General features: G+C 47.1%; 18 protein-coding genes and 1 pseudogene. 11 read left to right on the top strand and 8 right to left on the bottom strand.

Annotated features, from left to right (window positions below; genetic code table 11):
- Positions 1-94 precede the first annotated feature (94 nt).
- Positions 95-850, top strand: a complete 756-nt coding sequence (locus Q0V21_RS01430) for an SDR family NAD(P)-dependent oxidoreductase (RefSeq protein ID WP_079349144.1) — start codon at positions 95-97, stop codon at positions 848-850.
- An 84-nt stretch (positions 851-934) separates the two neighbouring features.
- Here the strand turns inward: Q0V21_RS01430 and Q0V21_RS01425 are convergent, their stop codons facing one another.
- The 4 genes from Q0V21_RS01425 to Q0V21_RS01410 all read right to left on the bottom strand — a co-directional run bounded on the left by Q0V21_RS01425 (position 935) and on the right by Q0V21_RS01410 (position 7366).
- Positions 935-2644, bottom strand: coding sequence for an extracellular solute-binding protein (locus Q0V21_RS01425; RefSeq protein ID WP_301877224.1), 1710 nt, complete (start codon positions 2642-2644; stop codon positions 935-937).
- Complete coding sequence (locus Q0V21_RS01420; RefSeq protein ID WP_079349142.1) at positions 2638-4371, bottom strand: sensor histidine kinase; 1734 nt, start codon at positions 4369-4371, stop codon at positions 2638-2640. Before Q0V21_RS01420 ends, Q0V21_RS01425 begins: the two co-directional genes overlap by 7 nt.
- 18 nt (positions 4372-4389) lie before the next feature.
- Positions 4390-6027: a response regulator gene (locus tag Q0V21_RS01415; protein WP_301877223.1), complete on the bottom strand. Its 1638-nt coding sequence runs from the start codon at positions 6025-6027 to the stop codon at positions 4390-4392.
- A 169-nt stretch (positions 6028-6196) separates the two neighbouring features.
- Positions 6197-7366: a glycoside hydrolase family 31 protein gene (locus Q0V21_RS01410; protein WP_301878388.1), complete on the bottom strand. Its 1170-nt coding sequence runs from the start codon at positions 7364-7366 to the stop codon at positions 6197-6199.
- Between the two features lie 681 nt (positions 7367-8047).
- Here Q0V21_RS01410 and Q0V21_RS01405 point away from each other — a divergent pair.
- The 4 genes from Q0V21_RS01405 to Q0V21_RS01390 all read left to right on the top strand — a co-directional run bounded on the left by Q0V21_RS01405 (position 8048) and on the right by Q0V21_RS01390 (position 13248).
- Entirely contained in the window at positions 8048-9337 is a 1290-nt protein-coding gene (locus tag Q0V21_RS01405) for an ABC transporter substrate-binding protein (RefSeq protein ID WP_079349139.1), read from the top strand.
- A gap of 75 nt (positions 9338-9412) precedes the next feature.
- Positions 9413-10282: a carbohydrate ABC transporter permease gene (locus Q0V21_RS01400; protein WP_053781005.1), complete on the top strand. Its 870-nt coding sequence runs from the start codon at positions 9413-9415 to the stop codon at positions 10280-10282.
- A 12-nt stretch (positions 10283-10294) separates the two neighbouring features.
- A complete protein-coding gene (locus Q0V21_RS01395) occupies positions 10295-11131 on the top strand; it encodes a carbohydrate ABC transporter permease (RefSeq protein WP_301247712.1) in 837 nt (278 codons plus the stop codon).
- Positions 11132-11343: 212 nt separating this feature from the next.
- Positions 11344-13248 carry a DUF4832 domain-containing protein gene (locus Q0V21_RS01390; RefSeq protein WP_301877221.1) on the top strand — a complete coding sequence of 635 codons (1905 nt, stop codon included), beginning with the start codon at positions 11344-11346 and terminating at the stop codon, positions 13246-13248.
- Between the two features lie 230 nt (positions 13249-13478).
- Here the strand turns inward: Q0V21_RS01390 and Q0V21_RS01385 are convergent.
- Positions 13479-14090: pseudogene (locus Q0V21_RS01385) on the bottom strand (TetR/AcrR family transcriptional regulator).
- 177 nt (positions 14091-14267) lie between these two features.
- On the opposite strand from Q0V21_RS01385, the gene Q0V21_RS01380 reads away from it, so the two are divergent.
- The 5 genes from Q0V21_RS01380 (at position 14268) to Q0V21_RS01360 (ending at position 20082) form a co-directional block, all read left to right on the top strand.
- The gene (locus Q0V21_RS01380) at positions 14268-15005 is read left to right on the top strand and encodes an SDR family NAD(P)-dependent oxidoreductase (RefSeq protein ID WP_285075304.1); all 738 of its coding nucleotides are present in this window, start codon (positions 14268-14270) and stop codon (positions 15003-15005) included.
- A 294-nt stretch (positions 15006-15299) separates the two neighbouring features.
- A complete protein-coding gene (locus Q0V21_RS01375) occupies positions 15300-17879 on the top strand; it encodes a glycosyl hydrolase (protein ID WP_301877219.1) in 2580 nt (859 codons plus the stop codon).
- A 159-nt stretch (positions 17880-18038) separates the two neighbouring features.
- Positions 18039-18476, top strand: coding sequence for a ribonuclease (locus Q0V21_RS01370; RefSeq protein ID WP_301877218.1), 438 nt, complete (start codon positions 18039-18041; stop codon positions 18474-18476).
- Between the two features lie 15 nt (positions 18477-18491).
- Positions 18492-18770, top strand: coding sequence for a barstar family protein (locus Q0V21_RS01365; RefSeq protein ID WP_285075307.1), 279 nt, complete (start codon positions 18492-18494; stop codon positions 18768-18770).
- 97 nt (positions 18771-18867) lie between these two features.
- Positions 18868-20082, top strand: a complete 1215-nt coding sequence (locus Q0V21_RS01360; RefSeq protein ID WP_301877216.1) for a GNAT family N-acetyltransferase — start codon at positions 18868-18870, stop codon at positions 20080-20082.
- A gap of 197 nt (positions 20083-20279) precedes the next feature.
- Here Q0V21_RS01360 and dapA read toward each other — a convergent pair whose 3' ends face one another.
- Positions 20280-21176, bottom strand: a complete 897-nt coding sequence (gene dapA, locus Q0V21_RS01355; RefSeq protein WP_301877215.1) for a 4-hydroxy-tetrahydrodipicolinate synthase — start codon at positions 21174-21176, stop codon at positions 20280-20282.
- A gap of 111 nt (positions 21177-21287) precedes the next feature.
- Here dapA and Q0V21_RS01350 point away from each other — a divergent pair, with 111 nt between their 5' ends.
- On the top strand, positions 21288-22160 hold the full coding sequence (locus tag Q0V21_RS01350; protein WP_301877214.1) for a LysR family transcriptional regulator: 873 nt from the start codon (positions 21288-21290) through the stop codon (positions 22158-22160).
- 110 nt (positions 22161-22270) lie between these two features.
- On the opposite strand, the gene Q0V21_RS01345 is transcribed toward Q0V21_RS01350, so the two are convergent.
- Together Q0V21_RS01345 and Q0V21_RS01340 are read right to left on the bottom strand one after the other, a co-directional pair.
- Positions 22271-23155, bottom strand: coding sequence for an IS3 family transposase (locus Q0V21_RS01345; RefSeq protein WP_301877212.1), 885 nt, complete (start codon positions 23153-23155; stop codon positions 22271-22273).
- Positions 23104-23421, bottom strand: coding sequence for a helix-turn-helix domain-containing protein (locus Q0V21_RS01340; protein ID WP_079350485.1), 318 nt, complete (start codon positions 23419-23421; stop codon positions 23104-23106). The genes Q0V21_RS01345 and Q0V21_RS01340 overlap by 52 nt, the downstream gene beginning before the upstream one ends.
- Positions 23422-23426: the final 5 nt, after the last annotated feature.

Genomic DNA, 23426 nt, shown 5'->3' with positions numbered 1-23426 from the left:
CTAACTGTTTTTTTTGCACTATTAAGAACGATCGTTCTAAATTAATTTTGAAAGCTTATCTAACTAAAATACATGTTGAGAAGGAGAAAACAGGATGAACTATACAGTTATTACAGGTGCAAGTTCAGGGATTGGATATGAGACAGCATTGGCGTTTGCGGCACGAGGCAAAAACTTAATCTTGGTCGCTAGAAGATTGGACAAATTAGAAGAACTCAAATCAACAATTCAAAGTAATGATCCGTCTGTAAATGTTATTGTTCATACAAGTGATCTATCGGATACAAGTCAAGCATACACACTGTATAACACGCTTAAGGAATACCAAATTGAGACTTGGATTAACAATGCCGGGCTGGGGGAAGGTTCTTTTGTAGCAGAACAGAATCTGGAAAAAGTTGAAACGATGCTGCGTGTGAACATTGAATCCTTGACCATCCTTTCTACACTATATGTGCGAGACTATGCAGACGTAGAAGGAACTCAGTTAATTAACGTTGCATCCGCACTCGGATATGCCATTGCTGTTGGAAGCGTTGCTTATTCGGCATCGAAATATTACGTGAGTGCCTTTACAGAAGGGCTGGCTAAAGAGCTTGAAATCAAAGGTGCAAAACTTAAAGCAAAGGTCCTGGCTCCAGCTATAACGGAAACGGAATTCGTGAAGAAATCTTTAGATACAGAAGAATTTGATTACAAAGCAAACATGTCTAAATACCACACCGCCAAGGAAATGGCTGGCTTCATGTTAGATTTATTTGATAGCAGTGAAACAGTAGGGATTGTAGACCTGAACTACAATTTCAATCTGAGAGGTCCAATCTATCCAATCATATCTGAATTGAATTAATATCTCATAAACATGGCGTACAATTCAACATTGTGCGCCATGTTTTTAATTTTTAAATAACCCACAGAAAACAACTATTATTGATTAATTTTTCCCCAGCGATGTGTACCATTCGTTCACCTCTTCAGTTATCTTATCACCGCCCAGCTCATGCCATCTAGAGACGACGAGATCGAAGCTTGACAGGGGCTCCTGTCCGTACACGATTTTGAGCATCGCATCATGCAGTAACTCGTCAAGGGCGTCGCCGATTTTTTCCATCGTCGGCGTCGGCGCTCCGGTGAAGGCGTCTGTCTTGTAGACAGAAGGATTGCTCTCGACGATTTGCCAACCCTTCAGCTCCTGTGGTGTACGCAGTAGCTTGTTTTTGATGTCATATGACGTCTGATTGGATGCACCGCTGTTGATGCGAGCAATGGATTGACTGAGCAAGTTAGGGACCAAGGGGAGCGACAGGCTAAGGAGATACTTTTGGGGGTCCGCAAATCCGCCTGGAACCTGGCTTTCCAGGAATGTCACCTTGCCCTCTTCATAGCCGTAGTCGTAGCCTTCAGCGATACCCCAACGATAGGGCGAGCCAGAGGGAGGATCGACGAAGTTGTCATAAACAAAGTTCATATAATTGAAAAAAATTTCAGGATTCGCCATTTCTGCGTTGATGGCAATTGCACCATACTCCGGCGGCGTGCCGCGCGTACCGGATAAGCCGCTTGGCCCGACGGGGATCGGGTATGCCTCGAACCGGGCATCCGGCACGTTCGCAGTCACATCCCCTAGCGGCCATCCTGCGGCCCACAGCGGCGCCACAATCATACCTGCCTTGCCCAGCTTCCATGATTCCGTCGCTTGAACCTCATCGAGAATCTCAGCATCCTTTGGCACGTAGCCTCGCTCCATCCAGCGCTTCAACGTCGTTAGACCCTGCCGAATACTTGGCTGGACCGATCCGTAAGACAGAATTCCATTATCGTCTGTGCTCCAAATGTCTGGCATCTCCCCGTAAGCACCAAACACGAAGCCCGCATCCGACATCCAGGTGAAAAACGAATTTTTGAGGCTGATGCTAAGCCCATAAGTGTCGTCTTTACCATTGCCGTCCGGGTCAAGATGAACGAATGCATCCATGACATTCTCCATCTCATCAATGGTGGAGGGGGCCGACAAACCAAGTTTATCGAGCCAATCCTGACGGATGTACAATACCTCGTTCGAGTTCATGTTGCCGTCGAGGATCGGTATTGCCATTTTTTTGCCGTTGATCATATACCGGTCCCACGACTCGGGCGCCTGTGCCATGGCTGCTTTCCACTTGGGTGAGGCATACTGCTCGAACAGCTGTCCTACGTCGCGGAAAGCACCGGAGCGCAGCAGCGGATACATATTTTGTCCACCCTTGAATGTGACGATGTCGGGAAGTGACTGACCGGTCGCGATCAAGGTGTTCAGTTTATTGATGTAGACGTCCTCATCACCCGTCGTCGTCCAGAGGTAATTGACCTTGATGCCAAGCTTGTCCTCAAACAATCGGCTCAGTACGTTGTTCTGAAGATCTTCACCGTTTTTGAAATCGATGTCCGGGTAGAGATGCCCAACGGTCGTCAAGACCACCGGAGACTCATATTTCCCACCGATGAATGAAGGGGCAGGCCCTGTAGGCGTGTTCTTTTTTTCCTGAAGTTGGGAGGGTACTGTTGGATCTTCCCAAAAGATGAACGAAAAAATCATGACGACGAGGAACAAGATCATCGCGAGGCCAAACAGCCCTGTCTGCTTCAACCATTTCCAGATTAACATATCTCGGTAACCTCCTGTTCACGGACAACTTTCCAGCGCAATGTCACCTGAAGTCCGCCCAATTCTCCATTAGCCAGCTCCATATCGGCCTCTGAGCCGAGCACCGCTCTCATCCGCTCATATACATTGTGAAGCGCCCACGCAGTATTGGCGTCCGCGTCATAGTAGATTGCATTACGGAGCGTGTCGATGCGACCAGGCTCGACACCACAGCCGTTATCCGCCACAATCAGCTCACAGTATTCTCCGTCGGAATGACCTGTAATCTGGATGTCTCCGACCGTGCGAAGCGACTCAATGCCATGCAGAATGGCATTTTCCGCGAGCGGTTGCAGCAGAAGCCGCGGTACCTGTAAATCGAGAAGATGCTCCTCGACGTCAATAGTGAAAACGAAGCGGTCCATCTGAAGACTCTGGATCGTGAGGTATAACCGGACAAGCTCAAGCTCGTCCCGCACCGTTGTATACGTGTTCTCGAACTTGATCGTTTGCCGGAAATAACGACTTAAGCTTATGGACATGTCAATGACGGCCTGCTTCTCGTCAAGTTCGGTCATACTTTTAATAAACGCAAGCGAGTTGTACAGGAAGTGCGGCTGGATCTGGGAGTGGAGCTGTCGCAGTTTTGCCTCCTTCGAGCGAATCTGTTCCATGTAAACCCTTTCAATTAACTCTTTGATTTCTTTGGACATCTCGTTGAAGCGGTCAAACAAATACATGAATTCGTCATTACTCTCCTGGCGAAGTGTGATGGAATATTGACCGGATGTGATTTTCCTGACGCCCCAGAGCAGTTTTCGTATCGGGATCTGCACGTCCCGGTACAACAACAGGGCGAGCAGAATGCTGAACAGAAGAAGGAAAACACTGGAGAAATAGTAGAGACGCTGGTTGGCATAGATCGGATTGAGCACCTCACTGATCGGGGTATAATCCACGATGTACCAATCTTTGAAGTTACTCAGAACAGAGAAATTAACGAGGTATTGCTCACCGTCCAGTTTAATAAGTCGGTTACCACTCATCTCTTGGCCAATCTCAAGCCGCCGTGTCAATTCATGGATGAAAGGAAGCTTTTCTGTGTCGCTTGCCAGCACATCCCCAGCTGCAGACAACAAAATTGCGCTGTTGTCGTTTGTTCCCTTGGCACGGTCCAAGTAAGCAAGTACATTTTTGGTATCGATCTTGGCCCTGACGACATAAGACACTTCCTCCGGATCAAACCGGAAAGTGTACGGATGCGCCAAATAATACGTCAAATACCCACCGTCGCCCGTCTGCTCATACTGCCAGAACGGGCGGAAGTGTGTCTCCAGGTACAGTTCGCTTAGCTTCGACGAAGAGGATGTTGAAGAGAAAGCTGAGCTGTCCTCATCGTAAATCACCATAAATTCGGCGTTCCAGTTGTTCAGGGCATGCAACAGGTTCAACTTGTCCGACACCCGCAGCTTCAACTTGTTCAGTTCAAAATCTCCTTCCAAAAAGGAAGGAGTCGCAAGCAGTCGAACATCTTTGTCGAGTACGAGAAAATCGCTAAAGGACGATACTTTGGACAGATTATTGTCGATGTCTCCGGCCAAGAAAGTGAGCTCATTCAGCTTCACGCGTTGGATTTCCTGCTTGATTAGCCGTACGCTGGAGCGATTGGTCAGGTAGTACAGAAGCAGGGTAGAGACAAGCAGTAGAAAGATGACAAGCACAATTTTTGTGAAAATGGTTAGTTTCATTAAAGTGTCCCCGTTCGGTCAGGAGGATTGGTGACGGAAGTCTTGCGGTGTCAGCCCAAAATGCTCTTTGAACAACTTGATGAAGTACTGCGGCTTATGGTAGCCGATCGCCGTCGCAACGTCGCTAACCTTGAGCTCTGGCTGCTCCATAAGTATTTCCCGCGCCCGCTGCATGCGCACTTTGTACAAGTACTCGCTAATATTCTCGCTTGCCTTGCTTTTAAATAGAGCAGACAGGTAGGCGGGGTGCAGACCGACGTGGTCCGCTGCCGTCTGCAGCGTGGCATCCGCGAGATGCGCGGTGATGAATTGCTGGACCTTACGGATGAGCGCCACTTGCTCGTTGTTCCATTCACTTTTGGTCATCTCCCGCAATTGCTCCAGCGTGGACATTATCCAATGCTGAAGCTGGTGCATATGGCGGAACCGGTTGGTTTCAGCGGCCTTGTCCAGCTCCGGGGGGAGAATCTCAAGCAGGCTGAGTCCGTTTTTGTGGGCAAAAAAACTGAAGGCGCCCATCGCGTGATAATAGAGCTCAAGCAGCGTCTCCCGTGAATCCATTCGCTTGTTTGTCACCTCAAGGAAAATGGCGTCCCACTTGGCAGCGATCGCCTCCCACTGGTAAATTTCGAACAACTGGATCATCGTGGGCGATTCGTAAAGGCTATGGACGCGGTAGGGCTTTTCGGGCACTAAGGCGTCCTGCAGGCGGATTAAGAGGTCCGTCTCACCGCCAAGATGGCGGGTAAGTATAGCCAGTGAATCCTGGTAAGTCTCACGCAGGCCGTGAGCCATTACCTGCCAGTGGCTCACGACGATTGAGATGCTGCTTTTGAGAAAGTGTCTGACGTGTTGCTGCAGTCTGGCAGCCAAATGTTCGAGGGACCGCTGTCGATGAACCTCCGGTTCCGTCTCCCGCGCTAGCCATGACTCTTCCCGCACCTTGAGAACGAAGACTTCATGCTCGTACGCATCACGTCCATGCCACACATGGAATAACTCGGAGAATGTTTCCTCAGCGATATTTGCGACGGCTGAGGAGAGCAGGGACTGGTCCATCCAGTTCGACTCCTCAGCAGACGATTCAATGCGGAGGAGGCATATTGCAGTTTCGTCGCTCGGACAGAACGGCAACCGGTAATAGGCCATTTTTTCTTCGAGCAGCTTGGGAGGCAGCTTTCTTCCTTGAAGCAGATCAATGAGCAGCTTCTCTCGAAACAAAGGCATATGTTCGCTGAGCATGATCATGGCCTTCTCCTGCTTGCCACGTTCGTCCCATTCAAGGCGGAGCACTTCCGTGAGTTGGCGCAGCATGTCGGCCAGCTCCCTTTGGTCGACCGGTTTGAGCAGGTAACCATCCACCTGCTGTCTGATGGCCTCCTGCGCGTAGTCCCATTCACTGTAGCCGGATAGCAGAATGCTTTTGAAGTGTTTGTCGTATTTTTTTATATGCTCAATCAGCTCCAAGCCGGAGATTCCGGGCATTCGAATATCGGTGATGATAATATCGACGGGATAGCTCTTGCAATGTTCAAGTGCCTCTTCGCCAGAGAAAGCCTTGTGAACCTTGCCGATGCCGAGCGCTTCCCACGGCATGGTGCGTTCGAGACTGTCCACGAGATGAGCATGATCATCAACGATTAAAAGCTCATACATGCTTAGATCCCCCAGTCAGTTTTCGGTTGTTACGGTTGGCGTATCTTCAATCTTTTTATTATCTGAGCATAACTGTTCCTTTGTCAATTGGAGTTCGAAGAGTGTAGCAAGCAGTTCTCGGATGCCTGCAACTATCAGGGAAATCTTATATTTCTTGGAGATATGCCTCCTATTGAATTTTGCGATACCAGGGCAGACGTGAGAGGGGAGCATCAACTTGCAATTCAATTGGCCCATGGATGACGTTTCCATCATCGTCTTGCCATTGACCCTCAGGGAAAACTACGGTTCTGGACGTCAGCCCCTTAACGACGACTGGCGCAACGAGCAGATTCTGACCGAGGAGAAACTGATCATTTATGAGCTCATAGCCGCAGTCGGGATATTCGAACTCTAGGCTGCGCAGTATAGGCAGGCCGTCTGAAGCGGCTTGGCGAGCAAGGGCGAGCAGTTCGGGGCCAAGCTCAGATCTTAGCCTTACGGCGTCAAGGCTCCAGGTTAACTCCTCACCGTTCAACACACGCCAGGGTGCCATGGAAAACTGCATAACAGGAAACAATGCGGCACACTGGGTATACCTTACGAACAACTCGCTGTCAAAGTGAAACTCCGGGGAGTTGATGTCGCCGTCCATACCGCCGCCGATCATGTCGGGGCAGTTAAATGCATAGCCAAGCAGTCCCTGAGCAATTGCGTTCGGAATGAGTCCGCTGAGCCCCGTAGCGTCCCACGTATGTGTCTTGTCCCGCTGGCGCTGGATGAGTCCCTGGCCACCGAGCTTCCAACACATCCGCAGTTCAACCAGCGAGTAGCCAACTCCGAGGTTGGCGTAAGCTTCGCAGTCCTCAAGCAGGCGCAGGGGACGAGTCCATGCAACGGGCTGGGTCGTGTACGTTCCGCCCGGCAAGATCGGCTCGCCAGCATCAAGTTTAAAACCATCAACGCCGTAATCCGTGATCAGACGATCCATCTGCCGCTTGAACCAAGCTGCACCTTCCTCTTTCGTATAATCCACAACTGCGCTGTAACCATTCCACCAATGTCGGATTAATGGTGCGTTGTCCACACCTTTTAGAAGCAGATCTGCCGCCCGCAATTCCTTAAACATCGTGCAGTCCGGACTCACGTATGGGCACATCCAGAGCATCACCTTGAAGCCCATGCCGTGAAGCGTATCGATCATCTCCCGGGGATTCGGGAACCTGTGCTTGTCAAAGTCCCACATGCCATAATCCATCATCCAATTGTCGTCGATAATAAGGACGCCGGGCGGTAGTCCGTTCGCTAGAATGGATTCGGCATAACGGATGATTTTCTCCTGTGTGGGGTTATAGAACATCTCGACCCAGGTACAGTACTGCGGAGCTGTGAATACCAGGGCGTCGGGTACCTGCTGTGACGGCGGGAAATGTGTGCCGGCAGCATGACGGTATGCACCCTGTAGTGTGTTGAGCTCCTCCTCCACGACGACCTCACCAGCAATATCAAAAACGGAAAGCCCATTCTCGTCCACATGGAAAGCAAATGGCTCCTCGCTCCAAATATATCTGCCCTTATTGGAGAGCAGCAAAGGCGAGGCCTGATTGTCGTCTGTCATGCGCAAATCCCTCGTATACGCAGTCTGGCCAAACGGCATCGAGCTGCCATCGTTGATTACACCGCCCCACCAGTATTCACCGGGCAGACGGGTGATTGAGATATTATTCATGGGAGAATTCTCCTTTGGAATTGCGGACAAAATCTTGTGGAATATTTGCCCCAATCGTTTGAATTTTGATACGGCTTTTATTATGCAGAGATCCTCTGCCCTTTGGAAGGGGATCTTAAAAATGTGGTTTGAATCTTAAAATTTGGGCATTTAAACCGGATTTTCCCTGATTTATGATGAGAACGTCAAGAGCTCACGACGATCGACTGGCGGAAAAAAGCGCAATTTTTCCGTCCTCCAGCTTTTTGAACACGACTGCTGAAGTAAAGGGACAATCTTCATTTTTCAAGAAAAGTCGAGGGGAGTATTACGATGAACATAAGAAAAAAATGGGCCGCAGGGCTCGCCAGCTTGCTGCTCGTCTCGTTGATGGCCGGCTGCAATAATTCTAACGACGGAGGCGGGGCTGCCGACAGTGGTGCCCAGAAGAAGGTTACGATTTCTTATACGATCTGGGACAAAAACCAGCAGCCGGCAATGGAGGCGATCGCTGATGCATTCACAGAGCAGCACCCGAACATCGAGGTGAAGGTTGATGCTATTCCGTGGGGCGAATATTGGACGAAGATGTCCGCCGCAGCACCAGCAGGAATGCTGCCCGATGTATTCTGGATGCATGGTGGTCAGTTTATGAAGTACGCAGAAGGCCAGTTCCTCGAGCCGATTACGGACAAGGTGCAGGCGGGCGAAATCGATCTGGACAACTACGCGTCCAACCTCACCTCTATCTATACGGTGGATGGGCAAAACTACGGTATTCCAAAGGACTTCGATACCATTGGACTCGCCTACAACAAGGAGCTGTTCGATCAGGCGAACATTGCGTACCCGGACGACACGTGGGATTATGCCAAGCTTGCTGAAGTTGCCAAACAGCTCAGCCAGCCAGACAAGGGCATTTACGGTTTTGGTGCAAAGCTGGACACCCAAGCGGGTTACTGGAACGACATGTTAGCGAACGGTGGTTTCATTTTAAATGACGATATGACGAAATCCGGTTACGACGAACAGGCATCGATTGAGGCACTAAAGGCTCGTTATCAGATGATTCTTGATAAGGCTTCGCCGACGCACCAGCAGATGACCGACACGGATTCGGTCGAAATGTTCAAGTCCGGCAAGCTCGCGATGATTTTCGACGGATCTTGGGACAACGGCAATTTGGCAAGTAGTGAAATTATCAAAGGAAAGTACGATTGGGCACCTCTGCCGAAGGGCAAGGTCAAACGCGGCAATATCATTAATGGCATCGGCAACGTCATGTCTACTAAGGGGAAGCACAAGGATGAAGCATGGCAGTTCCTGAAATTCCTCGGCTCCAAGGAGGCCGCTGAGATCACGGCCGAGATGGGTGCGGCGATTCCGGCGTTCAATAACACGCAAGACGCATGGGTGAAGAACAATCCTGATTTGAACCTGCAGGTATTCATTGATCAGGCGGCGGACGCGACTCCGTACCCGAGTGGCTCAAAATCATACCCAGTCTGGTTCTCGAAAGAAGCAGAAATCATGTCACAGGCATGGGGCGGCGCGATATCAATCGAAGAAGGCGCCAAGAAAGTGGCGGAAATGATGAATCAGGCGATTGAGGACGCAAAGTAAGCTCCCTACGCCAGGCAAAATTGTCGATGGTATTCCGGTTAACGGAATACCTATGGCACAAATGAGGTGAAGGCAATGCATTCGAAAAGCAGATATATATGGGCTTATATGATGATCGCTCCGACGCTGATCGGAACGCTCGTTTTTTGGAGTTGGCCAGCCGTGTATTCCATTTATCTGAGCTTCCTGAAGTCCGAAAACTTCGGCCTTGTCAACCACTGGGTTGGTTGGGCCAACTACGAGAGATTATTTATGGACGAGGAGTTCTGGCAAAATCTACGTAATACGATACTTTATGTCGTGCTGTTTGTGCCTACGACGATTATACTTTCCACGTTTTTTGCCGTACTGCTAAACGCGAAGATCAAGGGCCAGTCTGTCTACCGGGTCATTTATTTTCTACCGCAGGTTACGATGGCGGCCGCGGCTGCTATGGTGTGGGTCATTATTTTTGCGCAGGATTACGGACTACTAAACTCCGTACTCGGCACCCACATTGCGTGGATATCTGACAAGCGCTTCGCCATGTATGCTCTTGTCATGGTCGGTGTTTGGGGCGCGATCGGCTTTAACATGCTGCTGATTTTAGCCGGGCTTCAAGGAATTCCACGCATTCTTTATGAGGCTGCTGAGATTGATGGCGCTGTCGGCTTTCGCAAGTTTCGATCCATTACGCTCCCGCTATTAACACCGACATTATTTTTTACATCGATCGTACTTGTGATCGGTGCTACACAAATTTTTGACAGTATCTATCTGATTATCGGTAAAACGAATGTTGCACTACCCGCGGTGCGTTCTCTCGTATACGCGTATTACCAAAATTCGTTTATCTACTACGATCAGAACTATGGAGCTGCCATCGTCAACATCTTACTAGTGATCAACCTGGTTTTGACGGGTATCCAGTTCATGCTGCAAAAAAAATGGGTGATTTACGATTGAGGAGGTTCGAAAGTGAGCAGAGTTGTCTCTTTGAAGCATAGAAACAACCTTATTATTCATTTGGTTCTGATCGCTGGGGCAGCCGTCATGGTGCTTCCATTTCTCTGGATGATCCTTACGTCGCTCAAGACGACGACGGAGGCGACCCAGATTCCAATCACCATACTCCCTGCGGAGCCAAGCTTCAGAGGTTATGTGGACGCCCTCAAGCAATCAGCCTTCCTGCATTACTATGCGAACACGCTGATGGCTGCGTTCATGAAGACGTTGTTCCCTGTCGTCTTCAGCGCGATGGCGGCCTTTGCGTTTGCACGGATTCGTTTTCCGGGTAGAGGACTGTGTTTTTTTCTGATCATTTCGGTCATGATGATCCCCAACCCGGTGTTCTATACACCGCAATATTTGATGATGAGCAAACTTGGATTGGTGAATACGACGACTGCACTTTGGATCACCTCGCTCGTCAGCCCATTTGCGACATTTTTGCTGCGTCAATTTTTCCTCGGCATCTCCAAAGAGTTGGAGGAAGCAGCAGTGCTCGACGGGTGCAATCCGTTCCAAATCTTTCGCTATATCATGCTGCCGCTTGTCAAGTCAGCGCTGGTTGCAGTCGTCATCATCCAACTGCTCTGGTCATGGAATGAACTACAGTGGCCACTAATCATCAACAGTTCACCGGAAAAATTGACGCTGTCAGCAGGCCTCGCGACACTTGTCTCCATGTTCGGTACGGATTATCCTGTATTGATGGCTGGTGCGTTCATGGCTGTCGTTCCGATGCTCATACTGTTTTTCATTTTCCAACGGAGATTCATCGAGGGTGTCGCTTTTAGTGCCAGTAAGGGATGACCCGATGACCTTTTGGATCATGTACATGCAATCTGAGAAAATTGGCTGGGCGCGTACCACCACGTTTACTAGCTATTTGCAACAAGTAGAAACGAGATTTGTGCTCACTAATGCGTAGAATTCCGAGCTGGAGAGGGGGTGAGTATGGCTGGGGAGTAAGTACATTGCCCTTTTTAATAGATAATCCCATACGGATAGGAGTGAACGATGCAATGTCGAATGCAAGACTTGCAAGGCTAGGATTGATGATGGCCGTCTTTTGTCTACTAGGCTCGATCGTGTTTATGAACTTCAAGCCTACACATGCTTATGCGTCCGGAGAGTGGCAGGCCCAAACCTATGATCCGAACAAAGCGGGGCTGGAGCTAAATCCACTGAAGGGCTTTTTACCCTTCTCCAAGCTCCCTTCGGAAAGTGTTGATCCGAACAACAGTTTCCCGCACAGTATGGAATGGTTCTACGTTTCGCTTCGCGACCTGATGACGGACTGGAACACGTACAACTGGGCACCGCTGGATGCCTATCTGAATGACATCGCTAGTCGGGGTAACCAAGCGGCTTTCCGCGTCTACGTCGACTATCCGGGTCGTACGAGTGGTATTCCGCAATTTCTAATCAACGGGGGGCTTATGACCCGGGATTATGACCAGAATGGCAACCACGATACATCTACGCACAGTTTGGCCCCCGATTGGAACGACGCTAATCTGAATCAGGCGTTGCGCCAGTTCGTCGCCGCACTTGGGGCCCGCTACGATGGCGATCCGCGGATCGGCTTCTTGACGACAGGATTATACGGCTTCTGGGGAGAGTGGCATACATGGCCCTACAATACCGATCCAACAAATTGGGAGATGAACCAGAGTAACCGTGACGGGCTGCTTTCCGCATTCAAGGGTGCGTTTCAGAAGACCCAGGTCCTGGCCAGGTACCCTTATTCGGCGAGTACAGCAGATTTGAAAAACGCTTTTGGCTACCATGATGATTCATTTTCGTACGAAACGCTGTTCGAAAATGACTGGGGATTCTGGAATTTGATTACGCAAAACGGCCTGCAGAACATCTGGAAGACTCATCCGATTGGCGGCGAACTCTATCCACCGCTCCAGCAGGATGCGAGTTTTTGGCAGCATTGGCCCAACCAAAACGGTGAGGACTTCCAGACCTCAGTCGAAACGACTCACGCTTCTTGGCTAATGTACGATCGTGTGTACAAAAATTCTCTACCGGATGAGACGGCTAAGCTTAATGCGCTGCGAGCTCATAAAATGCTTGGCTACACGCTGTACAATTCCTCTGTACAGTTGAGCGATTCATCGGCGTCTTCACTGCAAGTCAACGTCAAACTTCAGAATAAAGGTGTCGCCCCCTTTTACTACAATTGGAAGGTTGAGTTTGGTGTACTGAATGCTGCTGATACATGGGTTAAGTCACTCGGCACGGAATCGTGGAATCTGAAAAGCATCTTGCCTGGAGCCACGGACTATTCCTTCTCGTATAGTGCGAATCACAACCTTCCAGCCGGGGATTACAGGCTGGTCATGCGAGTTGTCAACCCACTTTCCGGCGGCAAAACCCTTCGCTTTGCGAACACCCGTCAGGATGCAAATCGAGATGGCTGGCTGACACTGTCCGGTTTCCATGTTTCTGCGAGTGCTACGACTTCTACAATACTGACTGATCCACCCGTGACGCCGGTTACACCTCCGACTTCTGGTGCTAACAGCTATGAGGCAGAGGCAGTAGGGAACACATTAGGGGGCTCTGCAGTCATTGCGGACTGCACGACTTGCTCAGGCGGTGGAAAAGTGGGATATCTAGGCAACGGTAGAGGCACGCTGAAGTTCAATGGTGTAACTGCACCGTCCGCAGGCAACTACAAATTGACCATCCAGTATCTGAATGGCGAGGCTTCCCGAGCCGCCATATTAAGTGCGAATGGAGCGGCGGGTACGACGCTCAACTTCCCAAGCTCCGGCGGCTGGACAACAGTGGCCTCTCAGGAGACGACTGTGCATCTGCAAGCGGGGTCCAATACGCTGCTATTTTCCCAGCCGACGGGGTACGCGCCGGATATCGACCGCATCTTAGTGAGTGTTACGGGTACGGGAGGGTAAAAAGAGGACCTGCGACCCCTTTCCAGTAAAACAGTGATGAGAATGACTCTTACCATTGGAGTGAATGGAGCTGACCTCCACATGCAGACTATCGAAAAGATAGTTCTCTAAATATGGAACATTAAGGAAATATTATTGATTATATTCTATAAGTAAAAGGGAAAAAGACAAAGAATGGAGGACAAGATTCTCCTTCTTTGTCTCTAAATTAAATTTAACTAATCTACTGTTTAATCCAACTTGATCCCCACATAATGAAAAGAATGAATATGTGTTTTTGACAGTTCGATCACGTTTTTGATAAACATATCACGTGATTCGCGAAAATCGCTTAATATCCAATTGTTTAATATCCCAAAAAAGCCGTAAGCCGTGTAGTACTTAAAATACTCCATGTTCACAGGGGAATCGTTGATCGTCTCGAAGATAAACTGCTCTTCATATATTTTCAGAATTGTTTGAGGAAAACCTGTATGCAAACCAGGTAATGTGTCATCATATCGAATCAGTTCGAAGAAGTCTCGGTTTTCATAGATATAATTAACGATTTGAAAGGATTCCAAATTAAGCTTGTTGGTGTAGACCTTTTGACCGTGCGAGTATGACTTGCCTACGGCGAGTCTCAGACCTTCGAGCTTCGTATCCAACAAGTCTTCGGCGAGCACAAATTAATCTTGGTAGTGTAAGTAAAAAGTACTGCGATTATAACCCGCCTGATCAACGATGTCTTTGACAGAGATGGCATGATAGCCTTTTTTCTTAATGAGCTGAATCAGAGCGCTTTTAAGATGCTCCTCGGTTCGATTGCGCTGTTGAGATTTCATAATTTGTTCATCATTCATACATAAAAACTCCTATAAAAATAGACATTGTTTCACCAAGTGTCTATGTAGTAGACATATCAACGTATCTTAATGATTGGATTGTTACAATTTTAAGCATACAATTATATTTGTAAACGTCATATAGCACATATGTGAATAGGTGCTATTCAAAATAGTATACTGGAGGATTTAATCATGGGCAAACTTCAAGACAAAGTGGCAATTATTACGGGAGGGGCATCCGGAATCGGCGCAGCGACAGCACGTTTATTCGTTTCAGAAGGAGCCAAAGTGGTCTTGGTGGACCTAAATGAAGAAAAAGGTAAGGCGTTTGAGCAAGAACTGAAAGCGCTTAAAGCTGACGCCCTTTTTATTAAAGCGAACATCACAAGTGAACAAGAGGTTGCTGAGATTTTCAAAAAAACCGTAGAGGTTTTCGGTAAAGTGGATATCGTATTTAATAATGCAGGAATCGGGCGTGTTCATCCATCGCATGAGCTTGACTATGCTGAGTGGCGCAATACGGTGAATGTAGATCTGGACGGCGTATTCTTGGTCGCACGTGAAGCGATCCGAGAAATGCTCAAAATTGGCGGAGGGACTATCGTCAACACGGCTTCCATGTACGGATGGGTTGGTTCACCTGGTTCTGCTGCCTACAATGCAGCAAAAGGTGGCGTCGTGAATCTTACTCGTTCACTCGCACTCGAATATGCTGAGAAAAACATTCGGGTGAACGCACTTTGCCCAGGCTTCATTGATACACCGATTATTCCAGAAGAGAGTAAGCAGGCTCTTTCCGCGGCAACACCAATGAAGCGGCTCGGTCAAGCAGATGAAATGGCCAAAGCTGTACTGTTCCTAGCTAGCGACGATTCATCCTATATGACAGGAAATAGCCTGATCGTTGATGGAGGATATACTGCCCAATAAGAGGATTACATTTGCCGGAAATGAGAGGATTAACATTTTGAAAGCCGCGATTTTGCGGCTTTTTTATCGTTACAAGATCTTTTTCTGTTACGAGTACTTTTATAGAGTTGATATGAAACACCTGCAGTGGAATATAGCTGCTAAATGAACTTCATTTGCATGATAAAGCACTAAAATTCCCGTCCATATATTTGCAAAAATTGATACATATGCTATGTTTACAATGAAAGCGCCATCATGAGTGAACAGAGGAATCATTCTTTATCATATTTTAAAATGGGAAGGAAGATGATAATGAAGATTTTGCTCAAAAAGACAGGCGTATTAATGCTGGCATTGACTCTGCTTCTTGGATTGATGACCGTACCCGTTCATGCAGACTCACCACTTTTTACGATCGAAAGCGAAAACGCTTTACTTTCCTCCGATCTTCAAGTGACGACAGAAATTTACGGACAACCCAAGCCCGGATTTTCGGGGAGTGGATTTGTCTGGATGCAGAATTCCGGCACGATAACCTTCACAGTGACTGTCCCGGAAACGGGCATGTATGCGATCTCCACCCGATACATGCAGGAGTTAAGCGCTGACGGCAGACTACAATATTTATCCGTTAATGGCGTTACCAAGGGCTCATATATGCTGCCTTACACAACCACATGGTCTGATTTCAATTTTGGATACCACAAGCTGAACCAGGGAAGTAACACAATTCAGCTGAAGGCTGGTTGGGGATTCGCTTATTTCGACACCTTCACTATGGATTATGCCAATTTGGATCCGCTGGAGGTTCAGCCTGTCCTCACCGATTCTCAAGCCACACCCGAAACACAACTTCTAATGAATTATTTAACCGAGGTTTATGGCAATCACATTATCGCCGGTCAGCAGGAGATTTACGGAGGTGGGAATGATGGCAATACGGAGTTGGAGTTTGATTGGATTCATAATTTAACCGGGAAATATCCGGCTATCCGCGGATTTGATTTTATGAACTATAATCCACTCTACGGATGGGAAGACGGTACAACGGATCGAATGATCGATTGGGTGAATAACCGGAATGGAATTGCGACCGCATCATGGCATATCAATGTGCCCCGAAATATCACGACCTACCAGCTTGGGGATTATGTGGATTGGAAGGAGGCCACCTACAAGCCAACAGAAACCAATTTTAATACAGCCAACGCGGTGATTCCAGGTACGAAAGAATATCAATACGTAATGAGTACTATTGAGGATCTGGCGGAGCAGCTGTTGATTCTGCAAGATAATAATGTGCCGGTTCTTTTCCGGCCATATCATGAGGCAGAGGGCAACGGTGGGTTAAATGGGGAAGGCGCGTGGTTCTGGTGGGCTTCCGCAGGTGCGGATGTGTACAAACAACTATGGGATCTGCTCTATACTGAACTTACAGAGACATACGGACTACACAACTTGATTTGGACTTACAACAGCTACGTGTATAATACCTCTCCTGCATGGTACCCTGGTGACGATCAGGTAGATATTGTCGGTTATGATAAATACAATACGATCTACAACCGGAATGACGGTCTGTCGGGTGTACCGAATGAGGATGCTATTACCTCGATCTTCTATCAGCTGGTTGATTTAACTAACGGCAAAAAAATGGTGGCCATGACGGAGAACGACACCGTCCCAAGTGTACAGAATCTGACGGAGGAAAAATCGGGATGGCTTTACTTCTGCCCATGGTATGGAGAGCATCTCATGAGTTCCGCCTTTAATTATCCGGCCACTCTGAAAACGCTTTATCAAAGCGATTATGTGATTACGCTGGATGAACTGCCTAATTTGAAGGTTAACAATCCATCAACAAATGCGTCCCTCACACCTACAACCGTTGAATTTGACAAAAACACGCCCAATCCAAGCGACAAAGCCATAACCGTGAATTTTAACGGTAATACGTTAGCCGCTCTCCGGGTAGGTACAACTACATTGACTGCAAATCAGGATTATACGTTAAGCGGTAGTACGTTGCTGCTGAAAAAAGAATTCTTAGCCGGACTGCCAGTTGGCGACCATTCCATCGTTTTTGATTTTAATCAAGGGCAAGATCCTGTATTAAAAGTTAAAATTGTTGATTCAACACCAGGCGCAAACGCTGTAATTTCGCCCGTGAATGCAACATTTGATAAAGCAGCGAATCTAGCGCAGGATGTTTCCTTGTCCCTTACCTTAAATGGAAAACAGCTTACGAGCATAACGAATGGAAATTATACACTTGTATCGGGCCAGGATTATACGGCATCAAGTACGGCTATCGTTTTGCGCAAATCTTATCTTTCCACACTGCCGCTAAGTCAGCATGCGATAACCTTTCATTTTAGCGGAGGAAATAACGCTGTTCTTACAGTAAACGTAGCGGACAGCAGCGTTTCAGTACCCTCTGGGGACTTGACGATCCAAGCCTTTAATGGTAATACAAGTGAGTCCACCAACGGAATCTCACCTAAATTCAAAGTAGTCAACAACGGTAATTCGGCGATTCAATTGAGTGATGTGAAAATAAGGTATTATTATACGATTGACGGGGAAGAAGCACAGAGCTTCTGGTCTGACTGGGCAAGTATTGGGAGTGCAAATGTAACCAGCAAATTCGTTAAATTGGCAACGCCAGTTACCGGAGCGGATTATGTTTTGGAAGTTGGTTTTTCGAGTTCTGCTGGAACACTTCATCCCGGACAAAGCGCAGAAATTCAAGCACGGTTCTCCAAAAACAACTGGTCCAATTACAACCAGGCTAACGATTACTCGTTTAAGGCATCCAGTACTCAGTTCGCAAACCATGAACAGGTTACCGGGTATATCAACGGTCAACTGGTTTGGGGGATCGAGCCGTAAGCAGGCAAGAATAATAAAGGTTGGAGCGGGGTATTCCCTGCTCCAGCCTTTTATTTTGGGGATGGCTAAAAGTCCGAGAAAAGAATATAAAGAGGAGTCTACGAAAGGAACATGTTATGATGGGGAGGATGCTAATTTTTCAGAAGGAGATCAAAATCAATGGTTGTAAAAAAATGGTTAGGTGCTTTGCTTATTATTCTGGCGACCATCCTGTTCACAGGCTGCTCACTCGAAACGGTTTCATTAAATGGCTCATCTCAAGAGAATGCCGCTCTTACGCAGTTTGATGAAGTAGCCAAGTATATTTCGGAGCATAATGAACTTCCGGAAAATTATATAACCAAGAAAGAGGCTAGAGTATTAGGATGGGAGCCTAGCAAAGGCAATTTGGAAAAAGTGGCCCCAGGCAAAAGCATAGGCGGTGACGTATTTCAAAATCGGGAAGGGCTGTTACCCAAGAAAAAAGGAAGAACCTGGTACGAAGCAGACATTAACTATTCGGGAGGAACGCGGGGGAGCGATCGGATTCTATACTCCAATGATGGTTTGATCTATAAAACAACTGATCATTACCGTACGTTCGAACAAATCGAATAGAGAAAGGGTGATATTATGAAAACCGTAGTCATCAATGGAAAGGATATTCATGGTAAAGAAGAATTACATGACGTGCTTCAGACCAGACTCGAATTAGGACAAACGTATGGTCGGAATTTGGATGCATTATGGGATTGCTTAACTGGCTTCATGCCCATGCCACTTACCATTCAGTGGATTGATTTTGATGCAAGCCGCAACTCCCTGGGAGAGTATGCAGATCATTTGTTGGACCTGATGCGTGAAGCTGAAGAAGAGTTGGAAGGATTTACATTTGAGACTTTTAAAAGTTAGTACCTGCAAAAGAACGAACGTAAAAAAGGTTAATGCCAGCATTATTCTCAAGCAATTGGTAAATAATATAATTTAAAACTAAGGGAGAATAACTGGCATGCACCGTAAGCAAAATTTAAAAATGAAAAAAGTGGATATATCCCATTTAGAGCAATACAGTCAGCTGTTACGTTATGTATTTCAGGTCACTCATAATGATCTTCACAAACATGGATGGAAAGAAAGCGAAATCCTCCATGAGAAGTCACCTGTTTTACAACAAGCAGATGTACTTGGATGGTTTGATGGAGAAAAACTGATTTCTCAGGTATCCATATATCCATTTGAGGTTCGGATATTTAACCAAACTTACGCTATGGGTGGCGTAACAGGTGTAGGTACTTTTCCTGAATATTCCGGTCAAGGCTTAATGAACAAACTGCTGCTGCAAGCTCTCACCAATATGCGTGAAAAGAAACAATCCATTTCTTACTTGTATCCTTATTCCATACCGTATTATCGCCGTAAAGGGTGGGAGATCATTTCTGATAAAATTGTGTTTGAGGTTCAAGATTTCCAATTACCCAAAAACAAACCTGTTCCTGGTGATGTGGCACGTGTAGAACCCGAAAGCGAAGATGTGAGGACGGCTTATGAACGTTTCTCCATACAAACCCATGGGGCCATGCTGCGAAAAGAACTTGCGTGGAGTGAGTACTGGCGATGGGATTCCGATGACTTAACTGCAGCTGTCTATTATGGGGAAGACGGTCAACCTGATGGCTACATATTATATTGGATTGAAGAAGAAGTATTTCACGTCAAAGATATGATTTTCATTCATGAAGAGGCGCGAAGTGGGCTGTGGAATTTCATTAGTGCGCATTTTTCAATGATTTCCAAGGTGGTTGGCAATATTCATACCGATGAACAGCTAGCCTTTCTGCTGGAAGATGCTGATATTAAGGAAACGATTTCCCCATACTTTATGGCACGGATCGTGGACATAGAGCAATTTATCTCAAAATATCCGTTCAAACCCGCAGCGATGGAGAGAGAATGGACCTTTACATTGCAGGACCCTTTGCTGTTCTGGAATCAAGGCACATTTACACTACACATTGAACCGAATGGAAGCGGAAGAGTGGTTCGAAGTCAAAGCCGACGCAGTGAAGACAGCATAAACATCCAAACCATGACAACCATGTTGTTAGGCTATAAGCGTCCGGAGTACTTGCATAAGATTGGCCGCATTAAATGTGATCCAGAAACGCTTGATTTGTTAGAAGATGCTATCGAGCAGCAGGCGCCTTACTTTTCTGATTACTTTTAAGATTCAAAGTAGTGAACAGCATTCCCTTATGAATGGTGGATTAGCATGATTTCGTTCTCCTTCTGGAGATCTCTAGTTAAAGTTAAAACAACCCGTATTGAGTTTTATCAATACGGGTTGTGTTTTATTTCCAAACCAATCTGACTCACTATATCAGACTGAATGTATTCATAGGTCTTAGTAAGATGTGCTTTTGTTTAAGTGGGTACGACCATATTTGCGAGTGTATCCGACAGCCTTTGTTTTGCTTTCTCGGATGCGCCAGTCAGCGGCAGACGCAATTTTGCAGAGGCGATCAGCTGTTGCTGAGCAAGCCACCATTTGATCGAGGCTGGAGCAGGTTCTGCAAATACATCACTAATCAGCGGTTGCAGTTGCTTAAAGCTGTCTCTAGACGCATTCACGTCACCAGATGCAAAACGCTGATATACCTCCACATACCGTTGGGTATGAATATTGGCAGAGGCCACCATCCCGCCTGCGGCGCCTTGACACAGCATCGCATGGAAATACGCATCCTCGCCGCATAGTACAGGTTTCGTCTCATATTGGGTTAGAGCAAGCAGCAGATCCAAACCGCCAGTGCTGTCCTTCAGGCCAATAACCCCGTCCAGATCCAAGACTTTTCTCATCGTATCTAAGGTCATTCGACTTCCGGTTCGAGCCGGAATCTCATAGACCAGAATCGGCAGTCCTGTCCGGGACGCGCTGGAGAAATGCTCCAGAATACCTTCTTGCGTGGGCCTGTTGTAATAGGGAGTGACCACCAGAGCAGCATCTGCTCCTAATTCTGCGGCCATTTCGGTCCGATGGACCGTCGAATAGGTATCATTTGTTCCTGTCCCCACAACGATGGGGATGGTTTTGTTCAGACTTATCAAAATCTCTTTGGTTACCTCAACCATCTGCTTTACTTCATCCCAGGAGACGGTCGGAGATTCTCCAGTCGTGCCGTTTACGACCAAACCCTGAATGTCATGTTCCGCAAGATGGGTAACATACTTCCGATACGATTCAATGTCCAACTTGTTGTCATCCGAAAAAGGGGTAATTACCGGTATATAAATTCCTTGAACATGTTGTTCGTTCATCATAATCAACGACCTCTTCCCGTTATATTGAAACTAATGTATCATAGGAACCAGCATCACAGTTACCTATAACAAATGATGGTTGTCATCAATATTTTCGATGAGGTGAGCAAGTTGGATTTAATCTATCTTCAGACGTTCAGAGAAGTTGCCATTCGCGAGAGCTTCACCAGAGCCGCAGAAGTGCTGGGTTATGCACAATCCAGTGTTACTACGCAGATTCAAAAGCTGGAAAAAGCATATCAAGTCAAACTGTTTGAACGCTACAGCAATAACAAGATTCGCTTAACTTCTGCCGGGGAAGAGCTGTTCAAGCTTGCCGGACAGATGTTGGAATTGTTTGAGCAGTCCAAGGAAAAAATGGCGAAGCAGGGCGGTGGCTCTTTGACGATCGGTACGATGGATTCCATCGCTTCTTACTTTCTACCTCCATATATGCAAGCTGCCCGTAAGGAATACCCGGATCTCAACATACGATTGCATACGAATCGTGAGGGATTGATTTTGCATCAGGTCAGAGAGGGTGAAGCCGATATCGGGCTTATTCTTGCAGATGATTCGAGTGATCCAGCTTTGCAGTGGATTACCATTCGTCAAGAACCGCTATTGCTGATCGTGCATCCGCAACATCCGCTGATCGCCAAAGCACAGCTTGAATTGAATGATCTAAAGGACATGGAATGGATCATGCCTGAAGATACCTGTAATTACAGGCAGCTGCTTGAACGGGTGCTTCGTGCAAATTCAATCCCCTATCGGATTGGTCTGGAACTTGGCAATCCGGAAGCAATCAAAAGAAGTATTAAGTCAGGAGAGGGTATCTCAATTCTGCCGCAAATGGCTGTAATGGAGGAAATCGAGCGGGGGGAACTGAAAGTGTTGCCCCTTGAACATGCAGAACTTCAACTCGAAATTCAGCTCGTTCTTCATCCAAAGAAGTGGGTATCCAACGCACTGCACTATTTTATGGAAAGCTTGAAGGAATAAAGCACTATAAGCTTGGTTGAATCATTTTTTAAAAGCGGGAAGATAAACAAAACAAAAGCCCATTGACCGAACTGGTCAAGACCCCATTTAGTAGACATTATAAAAAGACCCTAGGCTGCAAACTGGCGTCGGTACTCTACCGGCGTCAGTTTTTTTAGTTTCCGTTGTGGCCGTTTTCGGTTGTAAAAACGGATATATTTTTCGATTTTGCTTTGTGCTTCGCTAAGCGTTCGGATATGATAAGGATAGAGTCCTTCCGTTTTGAGATGCGAGAAGAAACTCTCCATCGAGGCATTGTCATAACAATTTCCTCGGCGAGACATGCTGATTCGGGCGCCAACCTTTGGCAGCATGTCGTGGTAAGCATGAGACGTGTACTGGAATCCTTGGTCGCTATGAACGACCAGTCCGGTCACGTCTTTTTGCTTCGCAAACGCCTTGCTGAATGTGCGAAGCACCAGTTCATTGTCGTTGCGTTCGCCTATTTCGTAAGCCACAATTTCGTTATTAAACAGATCCTTTATGGCTGAAAGATATATCCAGCGCTCTCCTACACGATACTGGGTAATGTCCGTTACCCATTTCTGATTCGGTTTTTCTGCACTGAAATCTCGCTTCAAGAGGTCCTCTGCTACACGCTGCGCAGGTGTATACGAGCTGCTGGAGCGCCGTTTACGACGGATTCGAGATTGAATACCGAGCATTTGCATCAGGCGGAGCACCTTTTTGTGGTTCATCCAAATCCCCTGATCTTGCCAAAGGAACAACTGGAGCTGCCGATAACCATATTTGCCTTCATATCGTTGATACGTTTGAAGCACTTGTTTCTTCGCCTTTGCGTCGCGATCGAATCGTTTACGTTTTACATAGGCATAAAATCCACTCCGTGACACGCCAAACACATCACAAAGTTTCTGGATATCACCGTATGCCGCTACTTTTTCTATGATCTGAAATCTTTCTTGTTTGCTTCCTCCTTCCAGATGACCAAGCACTTTTTTAGCAACTCATTCTCCCGTTTCAGTTTTTGTACAAAGCGGTCTTGATCCAAGTATTCTTTACGTCGACCTCGCTGATCCATCAGTCCAAACTCACCTTGTTCCCGATATTTTCGCATCCAGCGCTTCATTCGTCCTGGATCATGAATCCCCAGATGTTCATTAATCTTTCGATAAGTCCACCCCTCAACCGTATGCAAACGAATAGCCTCATTTTTTATCTTCTCCGAATACGTTTTAAACTTTTGTCCCTTAATCGCCATAAAAA

The sequence above is a fragment of the Paenibacillus sp. 11B genome, from assembly GCF_030487755.1.
In the GTDB taxonomy this organism is placed as follows: Bacteria; Bacillota; Bacilli; order Paenibacillales; family Paenibacillaceae; genus Paenibacillus; species Paenibacillus vandeheii.
Note: the sequence above shows the minus strand (reverse complement) of the source record. Positions and strands in the feature narration are given on the sequence as shown.